The organism is Fibrobacter intestinalis (assembly GCF_900167415.1).
Lineage (GTDB): Bacteria > Fibrobacterota > Fibrobacteria > Fibrobacterales > Fibrobacteraceae > Hallerella > Hallerella intestinalis.
Map to the genome: position 1 here is coordinate 26,616 of NZ_FUWU01000023.1, position 11,938 is coordinate 38,553.

Sequence of the window (11,938 nt, forward strand, 5' to 3'; positions counted from 1 at the left end):
CTGCAAACCGCTACTTAAACATCAGAAAATTTTCAGATTTTCAATTTTGCCTTCGGTGTTGCAGCGGGCGGTAAAATTGCAGTTTTTTCCGCTTGAAAGGGAAAGGGGCACTTTTTCCATGTCGAAGCTTTCTGTTTGGGCGGCACTTTGCCCGCGGAAAATCGCTTGCGTTTTGCCCTCTGTGGAAATGCCGAAATATTGAACGTGGTATTCCTGTACACCTGCGGAACATTCTCGCAGGGATTGGCTTTCCATCAATGCCCGGGTCATCGAAATCAGGCAAGTCTCTTCTTGGGACGAATCGATGACTGCGGATGGAGACTTTTCGCCGACGGATTGCAAATCGCCTTGGTATTCATACCAATTCAGCGAAATGGGAATGTATTCCGGATTCTTTTGGGCGCATCCCGAAAAAATGAAAAGGATGACGGGCAAAAGCAGTGCGCGGAACAGGAAAATTCTGGACTTCATAAAAGATTTCCTTTAAAGTCGAAGCTCGGTTGCTGCCCTTCGATAAACTCAGGGACCGCCGGTTAGTGTGCTTCGACAAGCTCAGCAGCCGCTTGTCGAACTAGTCGAAGCATTCGATGTTGCCAAAAATTAAACCCTCTTGATAGCTGCGGTCACGGTATTTCGACCGTTCTTCTTGGAACTGTAGAGAGCCTTGTCCATGCGTTCGAACACCGCTTTCGGGTCTTCGTTGGGTGCCATTTCTGCAACGCCGAAGGAGCAAGTAATCTGCTGCTGGGAAATCAATTGGGTGCTTTCCACATTTGTCCGGAGTTTTTCGGCGAGGAATTGCGCATTTTGCAGGGGAGTGTCGCTGCACAGAATGACGAATTCTTCGCCGCCCCAGCGAACCAGAGCGTCGGTTGTCCGGATTCGGCTGCGGATCAGTTTGGAAAGATTCACCAGGACTTCGTCGCCGACGCTGTGTCCCCAAGTGTCATTGACCTTTTTGAAAAAGTCGATGTCGAGCATGATGAACGAGAGAGCTCCTCCGCCGTTGTTCAAGTGTTCCTGCTCTTGGGTCAAGACGCTGGTAAAGCCCGCTCTGTTCAGGCAGCCCGTCAAAGCGTCCTCTTTGCTTGCCTTTTCGTAATCGGATTTTTCCACTTCGAGGATGACCAAGTTGTGTTCCAGCTCTTCGCGGCGTTTCCGTTCCACATTCCGTTGGATGCTGTAATCGCGGAGCCGCAACATCAGGTAGAAGAAGAAAGTGAAGAACCAGAGCGCGATAAGTCCAAACATCAGCTTTTCGGAGGAGACGAGTTTTCCTTTAAAGGAAATCCCCATGATTTCCAAAGTGCCGTAGCCGAGCGGGGCGGCAGTTCCTGTCTGAATTTCTATCAAGGGGATGTTGGAAAAGTCCACTCGGGCGCGATGGGCATTGACATTGTTTTGCGAAACCCACCAACCGGCGACCCGGAATTCCTGAGGGACAAAGACCGCCGGACTGGTTTCTTCCAACGGGAAAAATTCGATCTCGTTGAACTTGAGAGTGGATTGCTCTCCCGGTTTGGAAATGGAATCGTCCCAGGCTCGCAGATAGAGGCGGACGGAGCCTTCGCCACGGGGCTTTATCCAGACATAGATGCTGTCGTAATGGGAAAGATCCTTGCCCCGGCTTTTGCCGTCTCCCAGATAGATTTGCAGATTGACGTAAGGATAGGGATAGCCTTCACGAAGTTCGTAGTCCATGATGATGGACGAATCCGTGCGCGAGATTTCCAAAATGGAAGACCCGCCATCGACCGAATCGGTTTGCGCTATAATATAAGGATAACTCGACGGAGAAATCGTGTAGATGTCGTCCATGCCGTACTGATACCCGAAGAAAGCGATGACTGTCACTGAGAGCAGGAACGCAATCATCAGGTTCAGACGGAAAATGGACATCAATTTATGCCAGAAACTCTTCATACCTTGTAATAAAATACATTATAATACAATTTTTTTGCGGGAAAAACTTTGAATTTCCTGAAACAATGCCTTGGCCATTTGCTCGTGGCGGGCAAAATGGGGGTGAAAATCCAGGCCGGCGTTGCGCGGAGTTTCTAAATACAGGTGGCGGACGTCTCGATTGCCTTTGGAAATTTCCCGGGCGCAAACGCTTTCCACCCGTTCCGATAGGCAATTTTGCGGATAGATGTCGGTAGAAAGCAGGACGAATTGCGGCGACTCGTAATGCGTGCGGAGAATGTTCAGAAAGTCGGCGTAGGCCGTATCGAAAAGCTGGGGATTGGGATGGCAGCATTCTCCTTGCCAGTCGTTGATGCCAATGAACAGGCAGACGACGTCTGGCGAAAAGCGGGAAAAATCCCAAGGAGGAGAATTGCCCAGCATCGCTTCGCCGCCAAGAGCGTATTCGTAGAGTCTGGGGATGTTCCAACGGGGAGCGATTCCCATATAATTCTGTACGAGACCGCGCCCGCTGTAGGCGTTGATCTGAAAATTGGCCCCGAGCTTTTGGGCGGTCAGCGCTCCGTAGCTGCGGGTGGCGTCCGTTGTCGTAAAGGCCGTTCCTGTAATGGGATCGCGCGCCATATTGCCAAAGCCTACGGTATATGAATCGCCGATAAATTCAAGTCGGGAGCGTGAATTCGGTTCGGACGGGGACCGGGGGACGGGTTCCGGTTGGATGCGAAACAGGGAAATGCAGCCTAGTTCGGTTTCGGTCTTTTTGACGATGCTCGCTTGATGAAGTCCCGCTTCCAGATTTTGGGCGACGACATACAGATTTCTTTCTCGGGTTCGGAGTTCGCCGGTTTCGACTCCGTCGATTTCGATGCGGAATCGCGCTTCCCCTTCGAGTTCTACAGCCAAAGAGCGGCCTTCAAAAGCAAAGCTGAAAGAGGTGGCGGGGGCGCTGGCTCTCGCCGCGGACGGTTCTAGCAACCATCGTCCGTGGAAAGTGACTTCAGAAAATGGCATGGAAAATAAAGAAAGAATTTTCTAAAAAATATAAAATGCGTTTTGGAAAAAAGGGGACATAAGTCTAAAGAAAGCGGAGCTTCCAATGCTCCGGTGATGAGTGCCCTTCGGCAGGCGGTTCCTGAGTTTATCGAAGGGCAGGGACCACCCTTCGGCTAGTTCGACAAGCGGTTGGGAGTTGGAAGTTGGAACTAATAACTGAGTTCACCTTGCGAAAAGAAAGTACACGCTTGGAAAAATTTAATTGCGAGTATCTGTTGGTGGTTTGTGTATGATTCCTCAAATTAGCTATGTTGAAGCTATGAAACGGAGAACGTTGGGAAGAATACTTTGCGCTCTGCCTGCCGCTTATGCGGTGGCTCTGTGGATGGATGTCTGTTTTGGAGATTCCTCTTTGCCGGAGCCGGGTTCTCGTGGCGATACGCTGACCGTTGAAGATCGCCGGATGGCTTACCTTGTTTACAATCTATTGGATTCCAACGGGATAATTTTGGGAGCTGATTTGGCGCGGGGCGAAAAATTGTTCATGCGCAACTGCCGACCTTGCCACGGAGACGACGGTCGCCGGATGAATTTGTCCGGAGATATGAGGCGTCCGCATTACATCGGAACGACGGCTCATGACGAGGCCCCCACGTTTTGGTTTATGATGAACTTTGGGGATTCCATTCGGGGAATGCTGCCGTACATCGATGAGATTCCGCTTGCCGATATGGTGGATCTCGCCGGATTTGCGCAGACCTTGCCTCGGCTTCCGTGGACTCGGGAAGAACTTGCCGAAGTGGAAAAAGCGAACGCCCTTCGCAAGGAAGAGCGTGAAAAAGAAAGGCTGAAAGAAAAAGCAAGAAGTCCCTGAATTCGGAAAAGCCTCTTAATTTGGCATCATATCGGAGAAGTCGTGCTTCTTTGCTTTTTTGGATGCGGACGGCTCTTTGGCGAATTTGCGGCTGGTGACGGAACCGACCGTATAGTAGCGCCCGTCCTTGTAAATAATCGCCGTATAGATATTGAGCGTCTTGTGGTTTGTCCATTGCTTGTAGAGGTTGTGGACGCTGGGCTTGATGTCGGCTTCTTGCAGTTCCGTCGTGCGGATTTTTTTGCCGTACCTGTCTGCGAATTTATCCGACATATATTCCAACGCTTCGAAAACTTTGGGAAGCCGATCGACTTCCATGCGTCCCGTGCGGACTTCAAATGCGTAGAAGTGATCGTTTTTGTTGAAGAGAAAATCAACCTGAACAGGCAGTTCGTCCATCATATAGACGGGGATGACCACCCGGTCTGCTCCGTCCGACGAGCCTAGCGGGTCGTAGCCCAGTTTCATGATTTCTTCGATGACCCGCTCCCGATCCAAGCCAAAAACGATGCCGGCAAAACCTGCTGACGTTTGAGCCCAGAGCTGGACCGATAGAAATGCTAAAACAAAGAAGGTTATCTTTTTCATTATCACTCGATGGATAAACCACACTTGTAAAACATAGCAAACAAATGTTAAAATGGAAGTTGAAGAAAATCAAAAAAAAGGGAAAATCCGGATAAAATGGGCCTGGCTCGCTTTTTACAACGCAATTAAAAGAAAATTCATTTATCAAGGCGGAGAGATTGGCGATTTCGGCGTTCTTTTTGCGGCGGCAGCATTGCTATATTTGGCGCATCTATGTCTAGTATTTACGGAAAGTTGTTTTCGGTTTCGACGTGGGGGGAATCCCATGGCGAAGCTGTCGGGGCGGTGATCGACGGCTGCCCAGCTGGAATTCCTCTTGATGCGGCAGAAATCCAGGCGGCCATGGACAGGCGGCGTCCTGGGCAAAATGCGCTGGTGACTCCTCGAAACGAAGCGGATTCGGTGCGCATCCTTTCGGGCGTTTTTGAAGGCAAGACGACGGGAACTCCCATTTGTCTCGCGGTCTGGAATCAGAACCAGCATTCGGGCGATTATTCCGAAATGGCGAACTGGTATCGTCCCGGTCACGCCGATTTGACTTATGATTTAAAATACGGCTTTCGCGATTATCGGGGGGGCGGGCGTGCGTCGGCACGGGAAACCCTCGCTAGGGTTGCGGCGGGCGCCGTGGCGAACAAGATTTTGAAAACCGCCTGCGGAACGGAGATTTTGAGCTGGGTGGAGTCCGTGGGCGAGGTGGATTCCCATGTGGATTCTTCGCAAGTGACGGCAGAAGCCATAGAAGCTTCTCCGGTTCGCTGCCCGGATCCGGAAGCGAGCGCAAAAATGGAGGCGCGCATTCGCGAAGCGAAACTGGCGAAGGATTCCGTCGGCGCGGTCTTGGCCTTGGAAATTCGGAAACCGCCGGTGGCTCTCGGGGAGCCCGTGTTCGATAAAGTGCAGGCGGTTCTTGCCGGGGCGATGTTCAGCATTCCGGCGGTCAAGGGCTTTGAAATCGGCGAGGGATTTCGGGCGGCGAGAATGAAAGGTTCGGACCACAACGATACGATTCGCTTTGAAAATGGAAAATTCCATACGCTTACAAATCATGCAGGCGGCGTTCTTGGCGGGATTACGAACGGGGAAACGATTCGCTGTCGTTTGGCGTTCAAGCCGACGGCGACGATTTTGCAACCGCAAGAAACGGCGGGCAGGGACAAACAGAACGGCATTCTCTCGGCGCGCGGACGGCACGACCCTTGCGTGGCGATTCGTGCTCCGGTTATCGTCGAGAGTATGGCGGCGATAGCTCTTGTCAACTTGTATCTGGAACAGAAAGCTCGCGGTTAAAAAAGGACATTCAAAAAGAAAGGCAAAAGGAATTTCCTTTTGCCTTTTGCTTTAGTGTCTGCCGAATCTTCTGGTTTTGCGGAATGGCCTGTCGTCGCGTTCGCGGAAAGGTCTGTCGTGGGAATCCCGCTTTCCGTGTCGGCGTTCCTTGCGGCTGATGGAATCCCGATGGCGCTTCTCGCCAAAAGAAGGGCGCTCTTTGGGAAACGGCTTGTCGTCCGTCATCAGTCGGAATTTTGTCGGGTAGCCGCGGATAGTCATTTCTTCGAGAATGAGCTTGATTTCCGGAGCAAGGCCTTCGGGCAGTTCCACGGTACTGAAGCGGTCGAACAGCTTGATACGTCCGATTTCCGAAGATTCCATTCCCGATTCGCCGGCAATCGCCCCGACAATATCCCGCGGGGAAACGTGATCCCTTTTTCCCACTCCCAAGTAGTAGCGTTCAAATCCGGCTTCGACGCCGTTTTCGTTTTCCTCTCGGCGGCCTCGTTCGGCTCTGTCTTCTTTAGGGCCGTTCCCGAATTTGTCTTCGCGCGCTTTTTTGCGTTCTTCGCGGAGGGGAACCGATTTGATGTCGGGAAGATCGGTGGGGAAAATGGGTTGCCCGGCCTGAGCCAGCTTGGTGACCGCTGCGGCGATTTCGAGTGCGGGGATGCCCTTTTCTTCTACCAGCTTTTCAATCAGGTTGCGGAATTCTTCCAGATTTCCCGCATCGATGGTGTCGAACACTTTTTGCTTGAAAGCGTTTACGCGGTGTTCGCTAATCTGTTCTCCGGTCGGAACTTCCATCGGGTCGATAGCCTTGCGCGTCGCCTTTTCGATCATTTTGAGCAGACGTCTTTCGCGCGGAGTAATGAAAAGAATGGCATTGCCTTCGCGTCCGGCGCGGGCGGTTCTACCAATCCGGTGGACGTAAGATTCCGTATCGTAGGGGATGTCGTAGTTGATGACATGGGAAATGCGTTCCACGTCCAGCCCTCGGGCGGCCACGTCTGTCGCGACGACAATATCGATTTTGCCTTCTTTCAAGCGGTTGATCGTTCTTTCCCGGAGGGTCTGCGCCAGATCTCCGCTGAGCGGGGCGGCATTGAATCCGCGGGCTTCCAGACGTTCGGCGACTTCGGCAGTCGATTGCTTGGTGCGAACGAAAATAATCACACCGTCATAGGTTTCGCCCTCGAGAACGCGGGTCAGTGCTTCCATTTTCTGCTCGGAGCGGATGGTCAGGTAGCGTTGGCGCACTTTATCTACGGTTGCCGTCTTGGCTTCGATGCACGCCTCTTCGTATTTGCCGAGGTAACGTTCGATAATTTTTTTGACATTTGCCGGCATGGTCGCGCTAAAAAGTCCGCGCTGCGCTTCGGCGGGGATTTTGGATAGGATTTCTTCCACTTCGTCCATAAATCCCATGTCGAGCATTTCGTCGGCTTCGTCCAGAACGACGGCCTGCACATTTTCCAGGCTGATGGTCTTGCGCTTCAGATGGTCGATAAGGCGGCCGGGAGTCGCAACGACAATTTGCGGAGTCCTTTTCAGGGCGCGGAGCTGGATGCCGATGTCCTGCCCGCCATAAACGGGGACAATGTGCACTTGAGGCATTGCAACGGCAAAATGCTGGATGGCTTCGGCGACTTGGATGGCCAGTTCGCGGGTCGGCGAAAGAACGAGCATGGAAGTTTCGTTCTTTTTAAAGGCGATGCGGGAAAGGAGCGGGAGGGTGAAAGCGGCGGTTTTGCCGGTTCCCGTCTGCGCGGTTCCCAAAAGATTTTTTCCGGAGAGGAAAATAGGAATCGCTTTGGCTTGAATAGGCGAAGGCGTTTCGTAACCCGCCTTTTGAACCCCTTCCAATACTTCGGCGGAGAGTCCTAAATCGCTGAATTTCAGGCTTTTTTCGCTGGAATCCGAATTTTCTTGTTGAATGGCTGTGCTGTTTGGATCAAGGACTTCTTGACCGGGGAGATTATTGGGATTTTCAATTTGTGTCATCGGGGGAGCAATATAGAAATAGATGGCTTTTTTTGTAAGCCCCTAGGAATTTTTAAAAATTTTTGTAAATTTGGTTCTACCAACGGAGAGATGTCGGAGTTGGTCGATCGAGACGGTCTCGAAAACCGTAGACTCCTTTTCGGGGTCCGAGGGTTCGAATCCCTCTCTCTCCTCGCAAAAAAGGTCCTGGATTCCGGGATCTTTTTTTTATTGTTTTTAGAATGGGGGATGATAACAAATTCTATTCGATTTGCTTGTAATCGCTTTGCTTATCCAAGTATCTCGCAGTCTGCAAGAAAAATTCACTGCATGAAGAAACATTTCATTTTGAAAATGAGTTCACCTTGTGAAAGAAAATATCCCGTTTGAAAAAAAATAATTGCGAGCATTTGGTGGCAGATTGTATATAAATCCCATTATTTTTCATTAAAGTGATTTTTTTAAGGAGACGATCGAATATTTTATTGGATAAAGATTTTAATCGTTACGCAAAATATCCTTGTTATGCAAGTGTCAATTTTAGGACTTGGGAACATTGGGGGAAACGCTCAAATAGGAAGTCAGCATTATTTCCGCTTGAGAGTTTCCACCCACTTTAAAAATCATCGTTTATTGGTGGAAAATTTTGGCGACGATGGTCCATTTGCCGTCGATTTTTACAAGCGAATGGAAATCCGTGAATGATAATCCGTGCCAGTTTTCCAACACGACGCGCACCGTTGCCGCAGTGCCCACTATTTCAACGACATCCATTTGGGCTTTCGTTTCGGGTGCCGCGCCGAGCTGCCGGATAGCCTCGTAGAGATTTTCGATACTTCCCGCTGAAAGTTCTCCATTCAGGTAGCCGAACATGACAGCCTTCTTGTGAAAGGCTTTTTGTGCTTGTTCCACGTTTCCGGTGGCGCAGCCGTTCACATATTGCATGACGACTTCACGGATTTCTTGATAATCACGAATCATAGGTTACTCCTTTTGAATTTTGAAACTTGTCGTAAGACGCTTGCAAAATAGGTTGTGATGATTGTCCGCACAAGTCTCGAAACTTTATTCCAATACCGAAAAATTATTGGAGGTATATGTTTTGCTTTAGGGTTATTCTATTTTAAGAATCCATGTACGAAAGAAAAAATCCTATTGATTTGAATTGCCCCTTGCGATTGACCATGAGCCTGATGAACTCCAAATGGAAGACCTGTATTTTGGATGCTTTGCGAAACAGGACAATGCGACCAAGTGAATTGCACAAGACGCTGTCCGATGCCACGCCCCGGGTTCTCGATTTGCAATTAAAAGAATTGGTGGAAGACGGCTTGTTGCAAAAGACTGTTTATCCTGAAGTGCCGCCACGTTCAGAGTATTCGATAACGCCGTTGGGAGCTACATTGTTTCCCATAATTGACGCGATGATTGCGTGGGGAGAAAATAACGCGGAATTTTTCAAAAAGAAATTTGGGAAGAAATAGCACTGCGCTCACAAACGTCCGACTTTTTACAACGACGTCAAATAGGCATACACGCTGGCTGATAGGCGGGAAATCGCTTCGGCGGCCAGGGTTTCGTTTCCTTGGATGTCTTTGACAAATACGGCGAGTGAGTAGTGGATATCGTTGGGCAGCTGGATATAGGCGATATCATTGTGGGCAGCGAGGATTCCTTTTTCATTGGTATAGCCCGAACCTGTTTTGTGTGCGATGACGACTCCTTCTTTGTCCAATAACGGAGCGACGATTCGGTCTTTGCCGGTCGTGCATTCTTGCAGAGTATTTGTAATGAAATTTTGTTTTTCTCTGCTGACCAGAGAGTCGTTGAAAAGGCGGTTCATCAGCATGGCGGCACCGAGCGGGGACGTATAATTGGCGTATGCTTTGTCGTGATTTGCGGACATTTCCTTTTCGGTAAAGGCGATTTGGAAACTGGCGCGGGGAATGATTGAGGCGATGAAACTGTCTGTTTGGGAGACATCCACAAATTTTTGGAACAGGAGATTGCTGGCGTTGTTGTCGCTTTGCGTGAGAGTATAGCGCAAAAGATTTTTCACCGTCAGAGAAAATTCGGGCTCGGGATGCTCTTTCAGCATGGGACTCCATGTGAGGGGATCGAGTTCTTCTCTTTGGATGGTGATGGATGAATCGAGGGAAAAATTTTGGCGGTCGAAAACGTTGCACAGGGCTAACGCTTGATGTACTTTGAACACGCTCATCATCGGGTAAACGGGCTTGTCGTGAACGGCGATCGTGTCGGAGTTGTTGATGATGGCGGCCACGCCGATTTCTCCCGGATACTCCGAGGCGATTTTTGAAAGGGTGTCTGTCAAGCTCTGGAGCTGGAATTTCGAAGCGCTATTTTGTGCGGACCGGTGCTGTCTCCCTATTGCCGTGGCAATCAAAGCGATTCCGAGGATGCCGAGTATGAAAATCCAGAATTTCATTTTTTTTGTCATAGCCAGAAAAATAATGTTTATACGGATTTGAAAAAAGGCGAATTTTGATGGGTGAAAAATTTTGCCTGCGCTTGCGAGGTTTGTGGTCCGATTTTAAAAGTGCCATTACGAGGGAGAGTGCCGCGTCTCCCCATTTTTCATTAACCTCTATTTTCTAATCACTAAAAATCATCAAGGCCATTTTCCGAGGTCGCCATAATGAAATCCTTGGCGTTCAAAAAATGGCGTCTGATATGAGTAGGGAAAATTCTAGACCAGCCTGCTCCCAAAGGATTCGTGCCAGGGAAGTCCCCATTTGCCGATTTCTTCCATAAACGGATCCGGGTCGAATTGTTCCATATTGAAAACGCCCTTGCCGCTCCACTTGCCGGAAAGCATCATGGCGCCGCCGAGCATAACGGGAACGCCTGTCGTGTAGCTGACCGCCTGGGCTTTGACTTCTTTAAAACATTCCGCATGGTCGCAGACGTTGTAAATGAAGTACGTTTGCGGCTTGCCGTCCTTGGTTCCGGTGAGCTGGCAGCCGATGCAGGTTTTTCCCGTGTAATTCTGTCCGAGGGTCCCCGGTTCCGGAAGCAAAGCTTTCAAAAATTCCAGCGGGATGATTTTGTGCCCTTGGAACTCTACCGGATCAATACGGGTCATGCCCACGTCTTCGAGGACCCGGAGATGCGTCAGGTATTCCTGCCCGAAGGTCATCCAGAAGCGGGCCTGCTTGATTTCGGGAATGTGCTTTACCAGGGATTCCAGCTCTTCGTGCCAGAGCAAATAGCTTTCGCGCGGGCCGACTTGCGGATAATCGACGCTTTTATGCTCGGACATGGGCGGAATTTCGTGGAAGTCGCCGTCTTTGTAGAATTTGCCGTTCTGGGTGATTTCGCGGATGTTGATTTCCGGGTTGAAATTGGTCGCAAAAGCCTGACCGTGATTGCCCGCATTGCAATCCACAATGTCGAGGGTGTCTATGGTGTCGAAGTGGTGCTTTTTGGCGTAGGCGGTATAGACGTTGGTAACGCCGGGGTCGAAGCCCGAACCGAGAAGCGCCATGATCCCGGCTTCCTTGAATCGGTCGTGATAGGCCCATTGCCAGGAGTATTCAAAGTGCGCTTTGTCTTTGGGTTCGTAGTTGGCCGCGTCGAGGTAATTGACGCCCTCGGCAAGGCAAGCGTCCATAATGGGCAAATCCTGATAGGGAAGCGCGACGTTCAGCACGAGTTCCGGATGGAAATCCCGGATGAGGGCGGCGACTTCTGCGGCGTTGTCCGCATCGACTTTTGCCGTGTGGACGGGTATGTTTTTAATATCCTGGGCGATGGCGTCGCATTTGGATTTCGTCCTGCTGGCGAGAAGGATTTCGGAATAGACGGCGGAATTTTGCGCGCATTTACGGACGACGACATTGGAAACGCCTCCGGCGCCGATAATCAATACCTTGGACATTTTACACTCCATTGAAAGGGTTCCGGGAACAAATATATTATTTTCCGTTTTTTGCAAAATGGAAAATTTCCATTCGTAATCGTGTCCCGAGGGGAAAATTATGGCGACAATTCTTTGGATAGCCGTCATAGCGAACGAAGTTATATGACAGTTGCCGATTTAGTGGAGTTGGCCTCTATGGGGAGAAGCCATCTGTTTAGCCGGCGAGATTGCCGCGTCATTCACTACGTTCATTCCTCGCAATGACGGTTTTTTCACTACTGGCCATCCTTCTTTTTTTCTGAAGACCGCTTCTCCTTTTCCTTTGCAAGGGAATCCAGATAGTTCCGCCGGTGCTTCTGGTAATAGGGCGAAAGGGAATCGATCAAATCCTTGAACTGGATTGTGTCCAGCGGATACTTGTA

11 protein-coding genes and 1 tRNA gene are annotated in these 11,938 nt (G+C 50.2%); 4 read left to right on the forward strand and 8 right to left on the reverse strand.

Annotated elements, in window-relative coordinates:
• Positions 1-21: 21 nt before the first annotated feature.
• From B5D40_RS07750 to B5D40_RS07760, 3 genes are all read right to left on the reverse strand, one after another.
• A complete protein-coding gene (locus B5D40_RS07750) occupies positions 22-471 on the reverse strand; it encodes a hypothetical protein (protein WP_078776463.1) in 450 nt (149 codons plus the stop codon).
• A 129-nt stretch (positions 472-600) separates the two neighbouring features.
• On the reverse strand, positions 601-1,923 hold the full coding sequence (locus B5D40_RS07755) for a GGDEF domain-containing protein (protein ID WP_073305941.1): 1,323 nt from the start codon (positions 1,921-1,923) through the stop codon (positions 601-603).
• An 18-nt stretch (positions 1,924-1,941) separates the two neighbouring features.
• A complete protein-coding gene (locus tag B5D40_RS07760) occupies positions 1,942-2,934 on the reverse strand; it encodes a GDSL-type esterase/lipase family protein (protein ID WP_078776464.1) in 993 nt (330 codons plus the stop codon).
• 301 nt (positions 2,935-3,235) lie between these two features.
• On the opposite strand from B5D40_RS07760, the gene B5D40_RS07765 reads away from it, so the two are divergent.
• The gene (locus tag B5D40_RS07765; protein ID WP_143394546.1) at positions 3,236-3,790 is read left to right on the forward strand and encodes a c-type cytochrome; all 555 of its coding nucleotides are present in this window, start codon (positions 3,236-3,238) and stop codon (positions 3,788-3,790) included.
• Positions 3,791-3,805: 15 nt separating this feature from the next.
• On the opposite strand, the gene B5D40_RS07770 is transcribed toward B5D40_RS07765, so the two are convergent.
• Positions 3,806-4,378, reverse strand: a complete 573-nt coding sequence (locus tag B5D40_RS07770) for a hypothetical protein (RefSeq protein WP_073305936.1) — start codon at positions 4,376-4,378, stop codon at positions 3,806-3,808.
• A 213-nt stretch (positions 4,379-4,591) separates the two neighbouring features.
• Here B5D40_RS07770 and aroC point away from each other — a divergent pair, with 213 nt between their 5' ends.
• Entirely contained in the window at positions 4,592-5,668 is a 1,077-nt protein-coding gene (gene aroC, locus B5D40_RS07775) for a chorismate synthase (protein ID WP_078776466.1), read from the forward strand.
• 51 nt (positions 5,669-5,719) lie between these two features.
• On the opposite strand, the gene B5D40_RS07780 is transcribed toward aroC, so the two are convergent.
• Positions 5,720-7,654 (reverse strand): DEAD/DEAH box helicase, encoded by a 1,935-nt coding sequence (locus B5D40_RS07780; RefSeq protein ID WP_078776467.1) that lies wholly within the window; start codon positions 7,652-7,654, stop codon positions 5,720-5,722.
• Between the two features lie 84 nt (positions 7,655-7,738).
• Here B5D40_RS07780 and B5D40_RS07785 point away from each other — a divergent pair.
• Positions 7,739-7,827 (forward strand) — tRNA-Ser (locus tag B5D40_RS07785).
• Positions 7,828-8,263: 436 nt separating this feature from the next.
• On the opposite strand, the gene B5D40_RS07790 is transcribed toward B5D40_RS07785, so the two are convergent.
• The gene (locus B5D40_RS07790; RefSeq protein WP_078776468.1) at positions 8,264-8,614 is read right to left on the reverse strand and encodes a nuclear transport factor 2 family protein; all 351 of its coding nucleotides are present in this window, start codon (positions 8,612-8,614) and stop codon (positions 8,264-8,266) included.
• A 152-nt stretch (positions 8,615-8,766) separates the two neighbouring features.
• Here B5D40_RS07790 and B5D40_RS07795 point away from each other — a divergent pair, with 152 nt between their 5' ends.
• The gene (locus tag B5D40_RS07795; RefSeq protein WP_198951092.1) at positions 8,767-9,117 is read left to right on the forward strand and encodes a winged helix-turn-helix transcriptional regulator; all 351 of its coding nucleotides are present in this window, start codon (positions 8,767-8,769) and stop codon (positions 9,115-9,117) included.
• 26 nt (positions 9,118-9,143) lie between these two features.
• Here B5D40_RS07795 and bla read toward each other — a convergent pair whose 3' ends face one another.
• Together bla and B5D40_RS07805 are read right to left on the reverse strand one after the other, a co-directional pair.
• Entirely contained in the window at positions 9,144-10,094 is a 951-nt protein-coding gene (gene bla, locus B5D40_RS07800) for a class A beta-lactamase, subclass A2 (protein ID WP_078776469.1), read from the reverse strand.
• A gap of 249 nt (positions 10,095-10,343) precedes the next feature.
• On the reverse strand, positions 10,344-11,534 hold the full coding sequence (locus tag B5D40_RS07805) for a saccharopine dehydrogenase family protein (protein WP_078776477.1): 1,191 nt from the start codon (positions 11,532-11,534) through the stop codon (positions 10,344-10,346).
• Positions 11,535-11,938: the final 404 nt, after the last annotated feature.